The following is a 17,495-nucleotide window of genomic DNA, read 5'->3' as shown; positions in this document are numbered from 1 at the left end:
GAAAATGGCTTATGACGCGCTGCCCGGAGGGCCCCAATGGGCCTAGCGGCCCAGCGCGCTCGTCAGGGCCCTTATATTGTGCCTGACCATGGCAATGTAAGTGGGTGCAGGGCCGTTTTCCTCGCTCAGAGCATCCGAATACAGCGTGCCGCCGATCTTCGCCCCGGTCTCGGCGGCAATGCGGCCGACCAGCCGGTCATCGTTGAAATTCTCCAGGAAGACCGCTGGAATCTTGTCCTTCCTGACCTGGACGATGATCTCTGCCACGTCGCGGGCGGAGGGCTCGGTCTCGGTGGAGACGCCCAGCGGGGCGATGAACTGGATGCCGTAGGCGTCGGCGAAATAGCCGAAGGCGTCGTGCGTGGAGATCACCTTGCGCCGCTCCGGCGGGATCTTGCCGATTTCGGCGCGCACCTCCTGGTCGAGGGCGTCGAGTTCGGCCAGGTAACGCTCGGCATTGGCCTGGAACACGGCGGCATCGGCCGGATCGGCGGCAACCAGGGCGTCGAGAATATTCCGAACATAGACCCTGGCATTGCCGACCGACTGCCAGGCATGCGGATCGGCGTCCGCGCCGCGCTTGCGCGGGGTGATGCCCTGTGTGGCCACGATGATCGGCGCCTTGCTGCCGGAGGCCTGCTGCAGGCGCGGCAGCCAGCCTTCGAGACCGAGCCCGTTGACGATCAGAAGCCGCGCGGCGCCGACGTCCTTCGCATCATGAGGCGTCGGCGTATAGACATGAGCGTCGCTGTCCGGCCCGACCAGCGACGTCACGCTGATCCTGTCGCCGCCGACCCGGCGGGCGAAGTCGGCCAGGATCGAAAAGCTGGTGACGACGTTCGGCCGCGTCTGTGCTGATGCGGGGACGCTGGGCAATAGAGCGAGGAACAGGCTGAGGGCTGGCAACAGGCGCTTCATGGCGATGAACTTCAGGCTTCGAGGTGACGTCCCGGAAACAGCTGCGGAAGCACGCCGCCAACGCGTCCAAACAGCACCGAGCCGAGATAGAGGAGCGACGCGACCAGGATGATCGCAGGCCCCGAGGGAATGCGGGTCTGGAACGACAGCACCAGCCCGATATAGCCGGACACGATCGCCGAGGCGACCGCGATGCAGATCATCGGCGTGACGTCGCGTGACCAGAACCGCGCAATGCCGGCCGGCAGGATCATCAGGCCGACCGCGAGCAGGGTGCCGAGGGCCTGAAAGCCGTTGACGAGATTGACCACGATCAGGCCGAGAAAGATCAGATGCGCTGGCGCGCCGGCCCGGCTCACCGTGCGCAGAAACAAGGGATCGACGCTCTCGATCACCAGCGGGCGATAGATCACGGCGAGCACGAGCAGAGTGATCGTGGCATTGCCCGCCACCATCAACAGCGTCGGATCGTCCATCGCCAGGATATTGCCGAACAAGACGTGCAGCAGGTCGATATTGGTGCCCTTGACGGACACGATGGTGACGCCGATCGCCAGCGAGGCGAGATAGAAGGTCGCCAGCGACGCATCCTCCTTGAGCCCGGTCGAGCGCGACACCAGGCCCGACAGCAGCGCCACGGCAAAGCCGGCGATCAGGCCGCCGGTGGTCATCGCGAACAGATTGAGCCCGGACAGCAGAAAGCCGATGGCCGCGCCCGGCAGGATCGCATGCGCCATGGCGTCACCGACCAGGCTCATGCGCCGGAGCATCAGGAACACACCGATCGGGCCGGAGCCGAGCGACAGCGCAATGACGGCGGCCAGCGCGCGGCGCATGAACTCGAAATCCGAGAACGGATCGATCAGGGCCTGCCGGATCATCAGGCCGCCCGCGCGGAGCGCTGCTGCGGCTGACAGGTCGCCGCAGTATCGTCGAAGGCCTCGCACATCCGGCGCGCCTGCAGGAGATTGTCGGCGGTCAGCACCTCGGCCGTCGGCCCCCAGGCCACCGCCTCGCGCGCCAGCAGCAGGGTCTGCGGGAAATGCGCGCGCACCATGTCCATGTCATGCAGCGCCGCCAGCACCGTGCGCTGCTCGCCATGCCAATGCTCGATCAACCGCAGCAGATCCGCTGATGTCTTGGAATCCATCGCGTTGAACGGCTCATCCAGGACAATCACGCGGGCGTCCTGCAGCAGCACGCGCGCGAACAGCACCCGCTGCATCTGTCCCCCTGAGAGCGTACCGATGCCGCGGCTCTCGAAGCCAGTGAGGCCGACCGCAGCGATCGCCTGCGCGATCTTCTGGCGCGCTGCGGCGCCGATCCCGCCGAAAATGCCGGTGGTGCGCCACAGCCCGGTGCTGACGAAATCGAACACCGAAATCGGAAAGCTGCGATCGATGTCGGCGATCTGCGGCAGATAGGCGATCTCGCGCGGCTTCAGACCGGCGATGGTGCCAGCCAGCGGCTTCAACAGTCCGACAATACCGCGAAACAGGGTTGATTTGCCGGCACCGTTGGGTCCGACGACCGCGAGCAGCGCGCCCGGCGCGACGTCGCCGGACAGATGGTGCACGGCCGGGTGGCGGTCATAGCCCAAAGTGAGATCGCGAAACTGCAGCTGAGCCATCATCGTCACCGCATCGCCAGCCAGACGATCACCCACAGCACGGCGCTGGCTGCCAGCGCGGCACCAAACCGGGTGGTCACGGGCATGCGCAGGATCGACCAGACCGCAGGCTGCGCCGGGTGCGGCGCGGCCGGGCCATGGCTGTGCACATGGCTGTGTCCCGAGGCGCCGTGTCCCGAGACGCCATGCAGATGGGCGCCGGGCAGGTCGGGATGGCCGTGGCTATGGATGGCGGGCTGGGTCATGTCGTCATAATGTTACATTATAACATCATGACTGTCCATCGCGCCCGCGCTGGCCGGTGCCCTCGATCAGGTCAGGTAGCGCACCAGGGCCAACCCGGCGAACAGGCCGGCAATCGAGATGCCGACCGATCCGAGGACATACAGCGCGGCCAGCCCCAGCGCGCCCCGCTCGTAGAGCAGCGCGGTGTCGAGCGAGAAGGCCGAAAAGGTTGTGTAGCCGCCGAGGATGCCGGTCATCAGGAACAGCCGCCAGTGCTGGGTCGCGCCGCCCTTGAAGGTCAGATAGCCGGCGATCAGGCCCATCACGATCGAGCCGCTGATGTTGATGATGAACGTGCCATAGGGGAAATCGGTACCGAGTGCCCTGGCGCTCGCCATGTTGATCGCGTGCCGCAGCGAGGCGCCACAACCACCGCCGAAGAAAACGAGGACATATCCGAACAGCTGATTCACGAGACCTTACCTGCGTCGCATCGAGAGAAGAGATGCCCTGCTCTCGCCGCCATTGGAGCAAAATTTTCGCCGCACGGGCTTTTCCATGGCATCACCCGCGCAAATGCGCCAGTCACAAACAGACGCGCCCGTCACGTCAGTCACAAAAAAGGGCGGCCACCGCAGCAGCCGCCCTCGCACGCAGATCACGATCGATCAAACGGCCTTGCTGTAGAGCTCTTCGACATATTCCCAGTTGATGAGATTCTCGACGAAGGCCTTCAGGTAGTCGGGGCGGCGATTGCGGTAGTCGATGTAATAGGAATGCTCCCAGACGTCGACACCGAGGATCGGGGTCGCACCATAGACCAGCGGATTTTCGCCGTTGGCGGTCTTGGAGATTTCCAGCTTGCCGTTCTTGACCGAGAGCCAGGCCCAGCCCGAACCGAACTGGCCGACGCCGGCAGCGATGAAGTCCGCCTTGAACTTCTCGTAGCCGCCGAGATCCTCGTCGATCTTCTTTTCCAGCGCGCCCGGCAGCTTGGTTCCGCCACCATTCGGCTTCAGCCACGACCAGAAGTGAATGTGATTGAAGTGCTGGCCGGCATTGTTGAACACCGCGGGGTTCTTGCCGAACGATCCCTTGACGATCTCCTCGAGGGACTTGCCTTCGAATTCAGTCCCCTTGATCGCATTGTTGCCGTTGGTCACATAGGCTTGGTGATGCTTGTCGTGGTGGTACTCCAGCGTCTCCTTGGACATGTAGGGGCCGAGGGCTTCATAGGCATAAGGCAGGGGGGGAAGCGTAAATGTCATGGGTCGGTTCCGCAACTTGTGGGAAGACGGGATTTAACGGGACCTCCTTATAGAAGGTTCCGAAGCCGTAAAACACCGTGAATTTGGAAAAAGCGAGCCGCTTTCATGAGCATCGAAATCGACATATTGAATGGCGACGCCGCCTGGCCGCAAGTCAAACCGCTTTATGATGCGATCTGGCCGCCCGAGGTGGTCGCCGGATTACCCTGGGCCGGTATCACATTTGCGCATGCCGACCTGCGCGTTCTGGTGCAGGACGAGACCGGTGAGGTCGTCGGCCATGCCGGCCTCTATCGCCGCGTCGTGACGTGGAATGGACAGAAGATCAATGTCGGCGGCATCGGCGGCGTGTTGACGCGCGCGGACCGGCGCAATCAGGGGTTGGCCACCGTGGCGCTGAACGCCGCCATACAGACCTTCCGCCATGAGGACTCCATCAATTTCGCCATCCTGTTCTGCGCGGAAGATCGGATTCCGTTCTACGCGTCGCGAGGCTTCACGCCGTTCACGGGCGACGTGTATGTCGAGCAGCCGCAGCGCGGTCGCGTCCGCTTCGATGCGCTGTCAGCGCTCGTTCACGACATCAAGCGCAGCGCACCAACCCGCGGCACGCTCGACCTGCGGGGATTGCCGTGGTGACAGCCACGGGCACCGGCCGCCGAGACGTTTGAACAAGAGATTGAGACGGCACGCTGCCGCCCACCCGATCGTGATGAGGCGCCGTTGGACAACAAGCTCCCGGCGATTGCATCGCCTAAGTTTGCTGCTAAGGAATTCCGTCTCATCGGGGGTTCAGATGACTTACAAACTGCGTTTAACAGCTCTTGTCTTTGTTGCGCTGGGAGTCGCGCAGCCGGCCATGGCGGCGGACGATCCGACCGGCACCTGGCTGACGCAGGCAGGCGACGCCAAGATCAAGGTGACGAAATGCGGCGCCGAGCTGTGCGGGACCGTGATCTGGCTCAAGCAGCCGATGGACACCGACACCGGCAAGCCGGCCGTCGACAACAAGAATCCGAATCGCGCGCTTGCCAACCGGCCGATCATCGGCCTGCAGCTGTTCGAGGGCATTCGTCCGGACGGGCCCAACAAATGGTCGGGCAGGATCTACAACGCCGATGACGGCCAGAGCTACAACAGTCACATCTCGGTCTCCGGGCCGGAGACGTTGAAGGTCGAAGGCTGCGTGGGTGCGCTGTGTGGCGCCGAGACCTGGACCCGCGCGCGCTAGATGCATGATCCGGAAAGGTGGAAACCGGTTCCGGAGAGATGATGCTTAAACTGCGGGCTGAGAGCAAAATGCGCTTCCGCGCAATCGGCATCATGCTCTCCCCGCCTCAGGCCACCGCAGCCTTGAGCGCGGTCGCCGCCGACGCGTAACCGCCCTGTGCGCCGTCGATGAAGTGGACGTGATCGGGGCGGATCGCCGACGGCGTGAAGCAGGTCATCATCGCCGCGCCCTGCCGATGAAGACCGTAGCGGACGATGCCTTGCGCCGCCGCGTCGCTCAGGCGCCGCTCCAGCTCCTGCGCAAGCTCCTCCGTGCAGTCGAGGATCATCCGCAGCGCGTCGTCGTATTTTCGAAAATCGGAATTCTCCACCACCTGTTGGGTGTAGAGGCGCGGCACAAAGCCACCGATGCTGATTCCGAAACGGATGACGGCATAGACGAACAGCGTGCGCCCGATCACGCGCACCCAGCGCGCGAACAGCGGTCCGCCGCGCGCCGCCCGCACCTCGTAGCCCAGTCCCTGCGGCGGCCATTGCAGGACCGGCCCACCGGCGGGCACGGGCCGCCCGGCATCAGGGCTGCGTTCCGTCAGCGCAATGATATCCTCGATAACCTTACGATAAGCTTGCGTGTCCGCCCCCGCGGCCGGCAGCACCAGCACAGAGAGAATCAGCCCCCGCGACGACGGCATCAGCTCGAAGCGGCAGGACAAACCCGACAGATCAGGCTGGGTGCCGGGGGGCGCCGGCGTCACGGCGAATGCGCCGCGCTTCATGGCCGCCTCCGCCCAGCCCAGCCCGCCCCCTGCGAACATCGCGTAGGACAGATTGGCCGACGGTCCATAACGCGCCACGGACACGTCGCTCCCCTGTGCGCGAATCTCCCGCACGGGAACCAGGGCAATGCGCATCGACAGGCCGAGATCTTCCCGGACCCAGGTGGCGGTGGCGGCCAGCGCCTCGCGCGCCGCCGTGACGTCGGCCGGCCCGACCGCGAAGCTCGCACCGTCACCTCCGAACACGAACGGGAATTCACGCCCTTCGAGCGCATTGGTCACGGCTGCGATGACCGCCGCTCCCGCCATGTTGACGGCCTTGTATCGCCCCTCGGCGATCGCCTTGGTGGAGTCGACAATATCGGCTGTGCCGATCATCCAGTCGTCGGGCAGCGGCTTGTAGAGTTGCGGCTCCATCAGCCGCGAAAAACCGCGAAACACCGGGATCGAGGCGTAGTAGTCCGCCGTGCTGGTTTGCGACATCGAGGGGTCATCCATCCGGATCGCGCCTTCAATGCGGAGCTACGACCGGCGCTGTCAAGCGGGTTCAACGACGGATGCGCGGGCGAGCGGAACGTCGAAGCTGCGCCGCGTTATCGATCCGTCGGTATTGGCGTGCTAGCCTCTCGCCATGATCGCCGATCCCCATGCCATCCCCCAACTCGCCGCCCGCGCGCTGCAGATCGCGGACCGCATCAACACCGCTGGTTTCGAAGGCCAGGTCCTGTCGGCGACGCCTCTGGCGGTGCGCATCGGCGAGACCGGAGTCGCGGTGGTCTTCCGCTATGGCGTTGTCGTCTTCATCGGCCTGTCGGTCGCCGACGAACTCAACTTCCTCGACCGGCTGAGCGGCCGCCTGTTCGGACCGATCGCTCCCCCCGAGGAAGAGACCGCCAAGGTCCAGGTCGCGGGCGAATCCGAGGAGCCGATCCCGGTCGGCGGGCCGATCCTGGTCAAGGAATTGTCGCTCGAACGGCTCCTGATCGTCGCCGATGCGCTTGCCAAAAGCGTGGTGCTCGGCCGCAGCGAGCGCGAGATCGCCAACGTGTTCGATACGATCGAACCCTTTGCGCGCGAGCTCGCGGCACTGGGGCGCACGTCAAAGAGCCGGGTGGCCATGCTCAAGCTGCTCGGTGCGGCGCTGCTGGTGCAGCATCGCGTGTCCGGCCGCGTGGCCGTTGGCGAGAAGCCGGACGTGCTGTGGGACCGGCCCGACCTCGAGCGGCTCTATGCGCGGCTCGAGGACGAGTATGAGCTGAAGGAGCGCGAGGAGACGCTGAACCGCAAGCTCGCCGTGATCGCCGAGACCGCGACGGCGCTGGCCGACATCATCGATACCAAGCGCTCGCTGCGGCTCGAGATCATCGTCGTCATCCTGATCGCCTGCGAGATCGTGCTCGGCTTCTACGAGATCTTCGCCCGCTCCGGGCATTGATCAGCGTCGGCCCGTCGCGGCTCGGCGCATTCAGCTCGGGTTCACCCAGCGGATGGAACAATCCATCATGCTCAGTGACGAGCATCGGGAGCGGAGAAGATGACGAGGGCGCGCCGTCGCCATTGGCACAGGGCCGAGCAACAGGCCAGGCAGCAGGCCTGCCGCCAGCCGTCTCATCACTCCAGCGCACTGACGTTCCAGGTCGCATGACGTACGCCGGGCAGCCTCGACAACTCAGCCGTCACGCGGTCGAGTTCGGCCGTCTCGGCGGCAAGCGGGACCAGCGTGGCGGTGATCTCCACGATGTCGTCGGACCGGTATGCGACCTCGGTCTCCCGCACCGGATATTTGGCGGCTTCCAACCGCTCGTCGAGCGCCTCACGCAGCTCCGCCACATGCAGGATGTCGGTGGTGACGACAAGCTCGTACTGGGCCTCGGACGTGGCCGCGTTCAGCGGAATGCGGTCGATGGCATTCACCAGCGGCCTGAGCAGGGTGTTGCCTGCCAGCACGAACAGCGTCAGCGCCACCGACTGCGCGACCAGATCCGCGCCGGCACAGGCGCCCACCGCAGCAGATGCCCACAAGGTCGCCGCGGTGTTCAAGCCGCGGACATTCAAGCCCTCCTTCATGATGGTGCCGGCGCCGAGAAAGCCGATGCCCGACACCACATAGGCAATGATCCGGACCGCGCCGTCCGCGCCGGTCAGCCGGTTGCCGAGATCGACGAAGGCGGCCGCTCCGACCGCGACCAGCACGTTGGTGCGCAGGCCCGCGCTCCGCTGCCGAAATTGCCGCTCGGCACCGATCAGCGTGCCCAGCACGAAGGCGGTGAAGAGGCTCACGAGCGTGTCGAAGAAATCATAGAGCTGAAAGGTGTTCAGGAATCGCATGGGCAACCGGTTGTGTTTGTGTCACGCTCGAGAGGCTGCCGAAGGACGGCAACGCGGGATCGCGGCCGGACCGCCGCGGCGAGGCCGTTTTCTTAGGCCGTCCTTGATCGAAATCAAATCCCATTCCCTCCAGTGTAATTTAGGCTGATATGATCAACAGGCAGATGACGCCATTGTCCGACACGCGAAGGGATCACAGTCCCGCCGTCCGGCTGGGACATGATGCGGTGAGCGCGGTCAGGCTCTCTCAAGAGCTCACCGCAGACATCGATGCCTGGGCCGAGACGCACCAGACCACGCGCTCCGATGCCATCAGCCAACTGGTGACGATCGGGCTGCATGCATCCCGACCGACAGCCATGTCGGAGACCAAGGTGCAAGATCCGCTGGCGATCGAGCAGAATGCGATCCGGCTGATCGACCAGATGCTCGACCCCAGCCTGCCGGCCGACGAGCGCGAGCGGCGGATACGCCGGCTGATCGAGGGGCCGGCAGAGTTTGCCGGCGAGCGGATCGACCTGCCAAAACATCCCGGATGAGTCACGCGGCCGAGCGTGCCGCGACGGCTTCGTAGATGTCATCCTCCTGCGCCGTGTGCATCCGCACCAAGGTCTCGATCGCCTCGATCACGCGCTGGGCGTCGCGGATCAGATAGCGGTCGACATGCTCGGAGGGCAGATCCTCGGCAAGGCGGCCGAGCAGCCGCGCGAGGTGCAGGATCTCGCGATGGGCGCGGCTCATCGCCGACAGGCCGTGGCTGTCCTGCAGCAGCCGCGCGAGCCGGGGATAGACCGAGCCTTCATCGTCCCGCTCATGCGCGACGACCTGGTCCTGGACCACGGCGTTGGCCTGTCCGATCAGGCTGACGGCCTGTTCCGGCGTCGCCTCGTCGAGTGCGTCCACGATCGCACGCAAGCGGTCGAGCCCGCGCAGCAGCGCCTTGTGATCATGGCGCAATCCGCGACCGTCTTCGGCGCTGATGCGGCCGGCCCGGCCCCGGCCGGCCGGGAGCAAAGCGCGCAAGGCGTTGAGGATGACGGCAATGTCGATCGCCTCCTGCACCAGCGCCGCAGGCACCGGCTGCAGCAGGCCGAAGGCGGCGGCGCCCATGGCGATGAACGACAGCGCCATGCCCACGACGATGCTCTCCAGCGCAATCCGCCGGGCGCGCTGGGCGATCACGATCGCTTCGCCGACGCGGTCGAGCCGGTCCGCGAGGATGACGACGTCGGCCGCCTCCGACGACGCGCTGGCCCCGCGCGCGCCGAGCGCGATGCCGACATCGGCGGAGGCCAGTGCTGGAGCGTCGTTGATGCCATCGCCGACCATGATGGTCGGATGCAGCCGCTGCTCGCTCTTGACCGCATCGACCTTGTCCGACGGAACGCGATCCGCCAGCACCGCATCGATGTCGAGCGCCGCGCCGATCGCCTGGGCGGCAGCGGCGCGATCGCCGGTGACCATCACCATGCGCGCGATACCGGCCTCGCGCAGCCAGCGGATGGCGCGTGGCGTATCCGCACGCAACTCGTCGGCCAGCAGCAATGCCCCGATCGGCCGGCCCTCGACCGCAACGAACACGATCAGCGCCGAGCGCCAGGAGGCGCGACGCATGGCGCGGGCCGCCCAGGGCGGCGGCGTCTGAGTGCCCAGCACGAGATCACGCGAGCCGGCGCTGATGCGGCGGCCATTGATCACCCCTTCGAGTCCGGCGCCCATGGTCTCGCGGACCGCCTCCGGCACCTTCAGCTTCAGCCCGCGGTCGCGGCCGGCCTGCACGATCGCGTGGGCGACGACGTGGTGCGACGCCTGCTCCAGCGAGGCGCCGAGCAAGAGGACGTCATCGGCGTCCTCCCCCGGTGCCGCTTCCACCGACAGCAGTCGCGCGCCGCCGACCGTCAGCGTGCCGGTCTTGTCGAACAGCACCGTGTGGGCGCGCGCCAGCGCCTCCAGCTTGCCGCCGCCCTTCACCAGAATGCCGCTGCGCGCCGCCTGCGCGACACCGGCGATGAAGGCCACGGGCGCGGCCAAAATCAGCGGACACGGGGTCGCGGCCACCAGGACGGCGAGGCTTCGGATCATGTCGCCCGAGGTGAAGTAAGCGGCGGCCGCGATCGCGAGGCTCACCGGCAGGAAAATCAGCGCATAGCGGTCGGCCAGCCGCACGAACGGCGTCTTCGCGGTCTGCGCCGCTGTCACCAGCTTGACGATACCCGCATAGGTGCTCTCGCCCGCGGTCGCCGTGGCCGACAGCTCGAATGTCTCGCCGGCATTCAGCGATCCCGACAGGATGGCCATGCCGCGCGTCTTGGTGACCGGGATCGGCTCGCCCGTCAGCGCCGATTCATCGACCACCGCGCTGCTCGTTTCCACGACGCCATCGACCGGGACGATCTCGCCCGCACGAACCATCAGCCGGTCGCCGACGACGACGCTGCCGACCGGAATATTCTCGATTTCCTCGCCGCGACGGCAATGGGCCTCGCGCGGGGCACGGTCGACCAACGCCCGCAGGTCGTGCTCGGCGCGCGCGACCGCGATGTCCTCGAGCACGTTGCCGCCGGAATACATCAGCGCCACCACGGCCCCGGCCAGCGGCTCGCCGAGCACAATGGCCGCGCTCATCGACACCAGCGCGATGGCATCGACCCCGACCCGTCCGGCCATGACGTCGCGGACGATCGAGACGACGAGCCCGGCGATGACGGGGACGGTGGAGGCCGTGAACGCGATGCCGGCGAGGTCGGCCCGGCCGGCCAGATGCGCGAGCCCGCCCGCAGCGAGGCCGCCGACGGCGATTGCGACAAGGGTCCACCGCAGGATGCGCTCGAACATAGGATGCCGGTTCCGGATTGCGCCGCCACTATTGCTGCTGCGGTCGGCTTCGCGCTTGAGCGAAATCAACCGGCGGCCTCCGACGGCCTGGCCAGGCCCGCGCCGACGACAGGCCGGCCGGGACGGTTAACCTGCCGAAAGCCGATCGTGATTGATGCCCATGCGTTCCTTTACGAAGTGGAGGCAAATACCGGTTAGGCTCACTCTCCCAGAACATGCCCAGATGAAGGCCGGCATGCCCAACGACACGACGATCACACGACGTGCCCTGCTCAGTTGCGCCGCCTGGAGCGGCGTTGCGGCCATCTCACCGGCGTTCGGCGCGGCCGACGCCCCGTACCCGACAAAGCCGGTGACCTGGGTGATTCCGTTCGCCCCGGGCGGCGCGACCGGCCGGTTGTCGCTCCTGGTCTGCGAGCAGTTGTCGCTGCGGCTGGGCCAGCCCTTCGTGCTCGACCACCGCCCGGGCGGCGGCGGCAATCTGGCAACGCGCAGCGTCGCGAACGCCGCACCGGATGGCTATACGCTGCTGGCGACCTCGACCGCCAACATCATCAACGCCGCCCGCGCGGTCCCGCCGGGCCCCGACGGCACCGGCGACATCATCCCGGTCGCCGGGATGGCGCGGATGCCGCTGCTGCTCCTGGTCAACAAGGAGCTGCAGGTGAAGACGCTGGCCGACTTCTTGGCCCATGCCCGGGCCAACCCGGGCAAGCTCAGCGTCGGCTCGGCCGGTCCGGGCACGGTGCAGTTCGCGTCGGCGGAGCTGTTTCGCACCCTCGGCGGCATCACCTGGTCGATCGTCGATTATCGCGGCTCGGGCCCGGCCCTGACCGATCTCGCCTCCGGCCATATCCACGCGATGTTCGACAACACCGCCTCCGCCCTCGAGCTGCTGCGCAGCGGCAAGGTCCGGGCGCTCGCCGTCTCGACCCGCGAGCGTTCCCAGGCCTTCCCGGAACTGCCGGCCGTTGCCGAGGTGCTGCCGGCGTTCGAGACCTCCGGCTTCTACGGCGTGGCGGCGCCGCGCGGCACGCCAAAGCCCATCGTTGACCTACTCAACCGCGAAATCAACGCCGCGCTGACCGATCCCGCCATCATCCGGCAATTCGCCGAGATCGGCGCCACCCCGATCAGCGGCGATCCCGGCATCTATGCCGCGACCTACCGCGCCGAGATCATGCACTGGCGCAAGGTGGTGCAGGCGAGCGCGAAGAACTGACCTCGCGCCCGCATCCGCCCTGCCCGGCGCTACGCCGCGGCGACGCCCTGCAGCACCAGCCGGTTGAGCCGCGCCGCGAACGCGGCCGGATCCTCCGGTAATTCGCCGTCGAGGATCTGGGCCTGCTCCAGCAGCAGGAACGACAGGTCGTCGACCTTGGCCTTGTCGGCCGCCGCCTTGGCGATGGCCACGACCAGCGGGTGGCGCAGATTGATCTCCAGGATCGGCTTGCTGCGCGCGCCGCGCGCCTGCTGCGACAGGATCCGCTCCAGCTCGCGGTCCGGACCATGGCTGCCGGCGACGAGACAAGAGGCGCTGGTGGTGAGACGGGTCGAGACCTTCACGTCGGTGACGTGATCGCCGAGGCTCGCCTTGATCAGCGCGATCGTGTCGGCCTCGTCGGCCGCCGGCTTCGCCTCGTCCTCGGCCTTCTGCTCCTCGCTCAGCGGGATCGGATCGAAATTGATGTCGCCCTGGCTCAGCGACTTCAGCGGCTTGCCGTCGAATTCGAGCCGCGCCGAGGTCCAGAACGCATCGACCGGATCGGTCAGGAGCAGCACCTCGACGCCGCGCGCCTTGGCCGCCTCGAGCCGCGGATTGGACTTCAAGCGCTCGATGCTGTCACCGACCAGGAAGTAGATCTCGGTCTGGTTCTCCTTCAGCCCCTCGACATATTGCTTCAGCGAGCGCTTCTCGCCCGACGTCGTGGTGAAGCGCGCCAGAGCCAGCAGCTTGTCACGCCGCTCGAAATCCTCGTACAGGCCCTCCTTGATGACGGCGCCAAAGGAATCCCAGATCTTGTCGAAGTTGGCCGCATCCTTTTCGGCGAGCTGCTCCAGCTCGCTGATCACGCGCGTGGTCACGGCCTTGCGGATCTGCGCCAGCTGCGGATTGTTCTGCAGCATCTCGCGCGAGATGTTGAGCGGCAGGTCCTCGCTGTCGATCACGCCGCGCACGAAGCGCAGATAGGCCGGCAGCAGATCGGCGTCGTCGGTGATGAAGACACGGCGGACATAGAGCTTGACCTTGCCCTTGCGCGCCGGCTCGAACAGGTCGAACGGCTTAGTCGACGGCGCGAACAGCAGAACGGCGTAGGAGTAACGGCCCTCCGCGCGATAATGCAGCGTCATCGCCGGCTCGTCGAACGCATGGGCGATCGACTTGTAGGCCTTGGTGTAGTCTTCCGGCGTCAGCTCGGATTTGGAGCGCTGCCACAGTGCGCTGGCCGAATTGATCTGGCGCGGCTCGCCCTCCTCCGGCACCAGCATGATCGGGAACTGGATATTGTCGGAATAGGCGGTGACGATGCGCTCGATCTCGTAGGTTTCGAGATATTTCTTGGCGTCGTCCTTCAGGTGGAGCACGATCTCGGTGCCGCGCGTCACCCGCTTGGCGTCCTCCTCCGAGGCCGGGGCGACCTCGAATCCGGCGCCACCGGAGGAGGTCCAGGTCCAGACCTCGTCGCCGCCAGCGCGGCGGCTGATCACGACGATGCGGTCAGCGACCATGAAAGCGGAGTAGAAGCCGACGCCGAACTGGCCGATCAGGCCGCTGCCGTCCTTGGCCTCCGACAGTCGCTGCACGAAGGCCTTGGTGCCGGAGCGGGCGATGGTGCCGAGATGGTCGATCAGCTCCTGGCGGTCCATGCCGATGCCGCTGTCGGCAATGGTCAGCGTGCTCGCGGCCTTGCTGGGGATCACCCGGATCTGCGGTGCCTCGCCCTCGCCGATCAGCTCCGGCTTGGCGATCGCCTCGTAGCGGAGCTTGTCACACGCGTCGGAGGCGTTCGAGATCAGCTCGCGCAGGAAAATGTCGGTCTCGGAGTAGACCGAGTGCACCATGAGATGGAGCAGCTCGGAGACTTCGGCCTGGAAGGAATGGCTAACGGTGGCGGTGTCGGTCATCGTCGTGCGTTGGCCCATGCGATCAATGGTGGGGAGAGACCGTCGATATAGCGCGGCCGCGGCACCGATCAAGGCTTCCGGCCAACAGGATCGTCAACGGCCCGCTCCGCAGCCGCGAGCAGCTTGTCGATCACAGTATCGAGGGTGGCGAGCTCCGCGGCCGAGAGCACGCCCAGCAGATCGCTCTCCCGGGCCAGCGCATAGGGCACGATCCTCCTGTACAGCCCGCGCCCCGCAGCGGTGAGCGTCACGATGCGCTCCCGCCCGTCCTCGGGATCGCGGCTGCGGCTGACGATGCCGCGCGCCTCCAGGCTTTGCATGGCACGGCTGACATTCATCTTGTCGAGCGTCGTCAGCCGGCCGATCTGTTTGGTCGGCAATCGCGGCTGCTCGCCCAGCGCCGCCAGGATGCGCCATTCCTGCCGCGACAGCGCAAACCTGTCAGCATAGACCTCGGCGACCGCCAGCGACACCTGCTCGGCCAAGCGGGCAAGCCGATAAGGGAAGTATTCTTGCAATTTCAGGTTGTGGTCTTTGAATTGGTCAATGTCGGTCTGCCGCACCTCGTCCGCCATCACAGCCTCTGCCCGCGTTCCTGACCCACCCACGCTCGCCGCTCATCTTCCCTGGATTGATCCAAATCAAAGCCGGATGATCGTATCATCTGTTACTATTTTGCCAACCACGATATTGGGAGGAGCAGATCATGCAGATCGAGAAGATCCATCACGTCGCCTATCGCTGCGTCGACGCCAAGGCCACCGTCGAATTTTACAAGAAGGTCCTCAATATGGACCTGCTCGGCGCCATCGCCGAGGACCGCGTGCCCTCGACCAAGGCGCCGGATCCCTACATGCACATCTTCCTCGATGCCGGAAACGGCAACATCCTGGCCTTTTTCGAGTTGCCGAATTCGCCGCCGATGGGGCGCGATCCGAACACCCCTGAATGGACCCAGCACATCGCCTTCCAGGTGAAGGACCTGGAGGAACTGGAGGAGGCCAAGGCACGCGCCGAGGCGGCCGGCCTGGACGTCGTCGGCATCACCGATCACACCATCTTCAAGTCGATCTATTTCCATGATCCCAGCGGCCACCGTCTGGAGATCGCGGCCTGGACCGCGACGCCCGAGCAGATCGCGCGGATGAAGTCCGTCGCCCATGCCATGGTCGACGAATGGGCCACGACCAAGAGGCCGCCGCGGCACACCGCCTGGATGCACGAGAAGGAATTCGCTGGCGTCGACTGAGCGAACACCCGTCTCCACAGTCCCGACCGCAACGCGCAAGGCGAGGCAGCCATGAGCAACTATGTCTATCCGCGATTTCCCTATGCATGCTCGGCCGAGCAGCGCAGCGGCACGACCCGGCGGCACCCGGTCGTCGTGATCGGCGCCGGCCCGATCGGCCTGACCGCAGCGCTCGACCTCGCCGCGCGCGGCCAGCCGGTGGTCGTGCTCGACGACAACGACACTGTCAGCATCGGCTCCCGCGCCGTGTGCTACGCCAAGCGCCCGCTGGAGATCTGGGACCGGCTCGGCTGCGCCGCCGCGATGGTCGAGAAGGGCGTGAGCTGGAACATCGGCAAGGTGTTCTTTCGCGACCAGCTGTCCTATCAGTTCGACCTGCTGCCCGAACCCGGCCATCGCTGGCCGGCGATGATCAACCTGCAGCAATATCATCTCGAAGAGATTCTGGTCGGCGCCTGCACGAAAAGCCCGCTGGTCGATCTGCGCTGGAAGCACCGGCTGGTGAGCCTGAAGCAGTTCGATGATCACGCTGACCTTGCCGTGGAGACGCCCGACGGCATCTTCACCATGGAGGCGCAATGGGTGATCGCCTGTGACGGCGCCAATTCCGACACGCGCCGCATGGTAGGCGCCGAGTTCAAAGGGCAGTTCTTCCAGGACCGCTTCCTGATCGCGGACGTCCGGATGAAGGCGGATTTCCCGACCGAGCGCTGGTTCTGGTTCGACCCGCCGTTCCATCCGGGACAGTCGGTGCTGCTGCATCGGCAGTCCGACAACATCTGGCGGATCGACTTTCAGCTCGGCTGGGACGCCGATCCGGACGAGGAGAAGAAGCCCGAACGCGTGATCCCGCGTATTCGGGCCATGCTCGGCGAGAGCACCGATTTCGAGCTGGAATGGGTCTCGATCTATCAGTTCGCCTGCCGCCGGATCGATCAGTTCCGCAGGGGACGCGTGCTGTTCGCCGGCGACGCCGCGCATCAGGTGTCGCCGTTCGGCGCCCGTGGCGCCAATACCGGCGTGCAGGATATCGACAACCTCGCCTGGAAACTCGCGCTGGTGCTACGTGGCGAGGCGCCCGAGAGCCTCGTCGACAGCTATCACGAGGAGCGCGCGTATGCTGCCGACGACAACATCCTGAACTCGACGCGGGCCACCGACTTCATCACGCCCAAGACACGGCTGAGCCGGCACTTCCGCGACGCCGTGCTCGACCTCGCGCAGCATCACGCCTTCGCCCGGCCGCTGGTCAATAGTGGCCGGCTGTCGACGCCGACGCCCTATGTCGCCTCAGCGCTGAACACCCCCGATCGCACGAGCCTTGCCGGGCCGATGACGCCGGGCACCAATGCGGCGGATGTGCCGGTCATCCTCGCCGGCCAGCCCGGCTGGCTGCTGAACTGCCTCGGCTCGGGCTTCACCGTACTGACGTTCGACAGCTCCGTGTCCGCCGACGAAGTCCGGGTGGACGGCATCGCCGCGCGCGTGATCGTCGTCGGCCGGGATATCGCCGATGCCAAGGGCCTGCTCGCCGAGCGCTACGGCGCCTCGTCACCCCCGACCTATGTGTTCCGTCCCGATCAATATGTCACCGCCCGTTTTCCGCAATTCGACGAGACGGCGATCGCCGAGTCGATCCGGCGCGCCTGCGGCAAGGACGGCGCGGTCCAGCAGGAGCTTGCGGCATGAGCCTGACACTCACTCCGAATATCAACGATCCCGACGGCTTCTATGCCGAGCTGATCGGTAGCCAGCGCGACCTCAGCGAGGAGGACGCCTTGCGCATGAATGCACGGCTGGTGCTGCTGCTCGCCAACCATATCGGCGACCGCACAATTCTGAGCGAGGCGATCCGCCTGGCGCGCGCGCCGGGCGGCTGAGGCAGTTTGCCATCGGCCCCATCGCCCCGC

General features: G+C 66.1%; 19 protein-coding genes. 8 read left to right on the top strand and 11 right to left on the bottom strand.

Annotation, left to right across the window (positions count from 1 at the left end):
• Positions 1-42: 42 nt before the first annotated feature.
• The 6 genes from HL671_RS18005 to HL671_RS17980 all read right to left on the bottom strand — a co-directional run bounded on the left by HL671_RS18005 (position 43) and on the right by HL671_RS17980 (position 4,041).
• Positions 43-918: a metal ABC transporter substrate-binding protein gene (locus HL671_RS18005; protein ID WP_172237206.1), complete on the bottom strand. Its 876-nt coding sequence runs from the start codon at positions 916-918 to the stop codon at positions 43-45.
• 11 nt (positions 919-929) lie between these two features.
• On the bottom strand, positions 930-1,799 hold the full coding sequence (locus HL671_RS18000; protein ID WP_041750386.1) for a metal ABC transporter permease: 870 nt from the start codon (positions 1,797-1,799) through the stop codon (positions 930-932).
• Entirely contained in the window at positions 1,799-2,551 is a 753-nt protein-coding gene (locus HL671_RS17995) for a metal ABC transporter ATP-binding protein (RefSeq protein ID WP_012041617.1), read from the bottom strand. The genes HL671_RS18000 and HL671_RS17995 overlap by 1 nt, the downstream gene beginning before the upstream one ends.
• Before the next feature lie 2 nt (positions 2,552-2,553).
• Positions 2,554-2,793 (bottom strand): hypothetical protein, encoded by a 240-nt coding sequence (locus tag HL671_RS17990; protein ID WP_012041616.1) that lies wholly within the window; start codon positions 2,791-2,793, stop codon positions 2,554-2,556.
• Between the two features lie 66 nt (positions 2,794-2,859).
• Entirely contained in the window at positions 2,860-3,246 is a 387-nt protein-coding gene (crcB, locus tag HL671_RS17985) for a fluoride efflux transporter CrcB (RefSeq protein WP_172237205.1), read from the bottom strand.
• A gap of 195 nt (positions 3,247-3,441) precedes the next feature.
• The gene (locus HL671_RS17980) at positions 3,442-4,041 is read right to left on the bottom strand and encodes a superoxide dismutase (protein ID WP_012041614.1); all 600 of its coding nucleotides are present in this window, start codon (positions 4,039-4,041) and stop codon (positions 3,442-3,444) included.
• 105 nt (positions 4,042-4,146) lie between these two features.
• On the opposite strand from HL671_RS17980, the gene HL671_RS17975 reads away from it, so the two are divergent.
• Together HL671_RS17975 and HL671_RS17970 are read left to right on the top strand one after the other, a co-directional pair.
• Positions 4,147-4,680, top strand: a complete 534-nt coding sequence (locus HL671_RS17975; protein WP_172237203.1) for a GNAT family N-acetyltransferase — start codon at positions 4,147-4,149, stop codon at positions 4,678-4,680.
• Between the two features lie 157 nt (positions 4,681-4,837).
• Complete coding sequence (locus tag HL671_RS17970; RefSeq protein WP_041750385.1) at positions 4,838-5,272, top strand: DUF2147 domain-containing protein; 435 nt, start codon at positions 4,838-4,840, stop codon at positions 5,270-5,272.
• A 106-nt stretch (positions 5,273-5,378) separates the two neighbouring features.
• Here the strand turns inward: HL671_RS17970 and HL671_RS17965 are convergent, their stop codons facing one another.
• Entirely contained in the window at positions 5,379-6,530 is a 1,152-nt protein-coding gene (locus HL671_RS17965) for a DUF3095 domain-containing protein (RefSeq protein WP_172237201.1), read from the bottom strand.
• Positions 6,531-6,678: 148 nt separating this feature from the next.
• Between HL671_RS17965 and HL671_RS17960 the strand changes: the two genes are divergently transcribed.
• Positions 6,679-7,482: an RMD1 family protein gene (locus tag HL671_RS17960; RefSeq protein WP_012041610.1), complete on the top strand. Its 804-nt coding sequence runs from the start codon at positions 6,679-6,681 to the stop codon at positions 7,480-7,482.
• 176 nt (positions 7,483-7,658) lie between these two features.
• Here HL671_RS17960 and HL671_RS17955 read toward each other — a convergent pair whose 3' ends face one another.
• Positions 7,659-8,375, bottom strand: coding sequence for an MgtC/SapB family protein (locus HL671_RS17955; protein WP_172237199.1), 717 nt, complete (start codon positions 8,373-8,375; stop codon positions 7,659-7,661).
• 149 nt (positions 8,376-8,524) lie between these two features.
• Here HL671_RS17955 and HL671_RS17950 point away from each other — a divergent pair, with 149 nt between their 5' ends.
• Entirely contained in the window at positions 8,525-8,914 is a 390-nt protein-coding gene (locus HL671_RS17950) for a hypothetical protein (protein WP_172237197.1), read from the top strand.
• 1 nt (position 8,915) lies between these two features.
• Here the strand turns inward: HL671_RS17950 and HL671_RS17945 are convergent, their stop codons facing one another.
• Entirely contained in the window at positions 8,916-11,210 is a 2,295-nt protein-coding gene (locus HL671_RS17945; RefSeq protein WP_012041607.1) for a heavy metal translocating P-type ATPase, read from the bottom strand.
• Positions 11,211-11,445: 235 nt separating this feature from the next.
• On the opposite strand from HL671_RS17945, the gene HL671_RS17940 reads away from it, so the two are divergent.
• Positions 11,446-12,432, top strand: a complete 987-nt coding sequence (locus HL671_RS17940) for a Bug family tripartite tricarboxylate transporter substrate binding protein (protein ID WP_012041606.1) — start codon at positions 11,446-11,448, stop codon at positions 12,430-12,432.
• A gap of 29 nt (positions 12,433-12,461) precedes the next feature.
• Here HL671_RS17940 and htpG read toward each other — a convergent pair whose 3' ends face one another.
• Both htpG and HL671_RS17930 read right to left on the bottom strand, forming a co-directional pair.
• Positions 12,462-14,336, bottom strand: a complete 1,875-nt coding sequence (gene htpG / locus HL671_RS17935) for a molecular chaperone HtpG (protein WP_012041605.1) — start codon at positions 14,334-14,336, stop codon at positions 12,462-12,464.
• A gap of 68 nt (positions 14,337-14,404) precedes the next feature.
• Positions 14,405-14,911, bottom strand: coding sequence for a MarR family winged helix-turn-helix transcriptional regulator (locus HL671_RS17930; RefSeq protein WP_012041604.1), 507 nt, complete (start codon positions 14,909-14,911; stop codon positions 14,405-14,407).
• A gap of 131 nt (positions 14,912-15,042) precedes the next feature.
• Between HL671_RS17930 and HL671_RS17925 the strand changes: the two genes are divergently transcribed.
• Genes HL671_RS17925 through HL671_RS17915 form a run of 3 tightly spaced genes read left to right on the top strand, consistent with a single transcriptional unit; the run spans position 15,043 to position 17,465 of the window.
• A complete protein-coding gene (locus HL671_RS17925) occupies positions 15,043-15,585 on the top strand; it encodes a VOC family protein (RefSeq protein ID WP_012041603.1) in 543 nt (180 codons plus the stop codon).
• 51 nt (positions 15,586-15,636) lie between these two features.
• Entirely contained in the window at positions 15,637-17,274 is a 1,638-nt protein-coding gene (locus tag HL671_RS17920) for an FAD-dependent oxidoreductase (RefSeq protein ID WP_172237195.1), read from the top strand.
• Positions 17,271-17,465, top strand: a complete 195-nt coding sequence (locus HL671_RS17915) for a DUF2783 domain-containing protein (RefSeq protein WP_172237193.1) — start codon at positions 17,271-17,273, stop codon at positions 17,463-17,465. Before HL671_RS17920 ends, HL671_RS17915 begins: the two co-directional genes overlap by 4 nt.
• The last annotated feature ends 30 nt before the right edge of the window (positions 17,466-17,495 follow it).

Source organism: Bradyrhizobium denitrificans (genome assembly GCF_013179005.1).
Classification (GTDB): Bacteria; Pseudomonadota; Alphaproteobacteria; order Rhizobiales; family Xanthobacteraceae; genus Bradyrhizobium; species Bradyrhizobium denitrificans.
Note: the sequence above shows the minus strand (reverse complement) of the source record. Positions and strands in the feature narration are given on the sequence as shown.

Coding starts and splice junctions, on each gene's coding strand:
- HL671_RS18005 (WP_172237206.1), bottom strand. CDS start 918: ATGAAGCGCCTGTTGCCAGCCCTCAGCCTGTTCCTCGCTCTATTGCCC.
- HL671_RS18000 (WP_041750386.1), bottom strand. CDS start 1,799: ATGATCCGGCAGGCCCTGATCGATCCGTTCTCGGATTTCGAGTTCATG.
- HL671_RS17995 (WP_012041617.1), bottom strand. CDS start 2,551: ATGATGGCTCAGCTGCAGTTTCGCGATCTCACTTTGGGCTATGACCGC.
- HL671_RS17990 (WP_012041616.1), bottom strand. CDS start 2,793: ATGACCCAGCCCGCCATCCATAGCCACGGCCATCCCGACCTGCCCGGC.
- HL671_RS17980 (WP_012041614.1), bottom strand. CDS start 4,041: ATGACATTTACGCTTCCCCCCCTGCCTTATGCCTATGAAGCCCTCGGC.
- HL671_RS17975 (WP_172237203.1), top strand. CDS start 4,147: ATGAGCATCGAAATCGACATATTGAATGGCGACGCCGCCTGGCCGCAA.
- HL671_RS17970 (WP_041750385.1), top strand. CDS start 4,838: ATGACTTACAAACTGCGTTTAACAGCTCTTGTCTTTGTTGCGCTGGGA.
- HL671_RS17965 (WP_172237201.1), bottom strand. CDS start 6,530: ATGTCGCAAACCAGCACGGCGGACTACTACGCCTCGATCCCGGTGTTT.
- HL671_RS17960 (WP_012041610.1), top strand. CDS start 6,679: ATGATCGCCGATCCCCATGCCATCCCCCAACTCGCCGCCCGCGCGCTG.
- HL671_RS17955 (WP_172237199.1), bottom strand. CDS start 8,375: ATGCGATTCCTGAACACCTTTCAGCTCTATGATTTCTTCGACACGCTC.
- HL671_RS17950 (WP_172237197.1), top strand. CDS start 8,525: ATGATCAACAGGCAGATGACGCCATTGTCCGACACGCGAAGGGATCAC.
- HL671_RS17945 (WP_012041607.1), bottom strand. CDS start 11,210: ATGTTCGAGCGCATCCTGCGGTGGACCCTTGTCGCAATCGCCGTCGGC.
- HL671_RS17940 (WP_012041606.1), top strand. CDS start 11,446: ATGCCCAACGACACGACGATCACACGACGTGCCCTGCTCAGTTGCGCC.
- htpG (WP_012041605.1), bottom strand. CDS start 14,336: ATGACCGACACCGCCACCGTTAGCCATTCCTTCCAGGCCGAAGTCTCC.
- HL671_RS17930 (WP_012041604.1), bottom strand. CDS start 14,911: ATGGCGGACGAGGTGCGGCAGACCGACATTGACCAATTCAAAGACCAC.
- HL671_RS17925 (WP_012041603.1), top strand. CDS start 15,043: ATGCAGATCGAGAAGATCCATCACGTCGCCTATCGCTGCGTCGACGCC.
- HL671_RS17920 (WP_172237195.1), top strand. CDS start 15,637: ATGAGCAACTATGTCTATCCGCGATTTCCCTATGCATGCTCGGCCGAG.
- HL671_RS17915 (WP_172237193.1), top strand. CDS start 17,271: ATGAGCCTGACACTCACTCCGAATATCAACGATCCCGACGGCTTCTAT.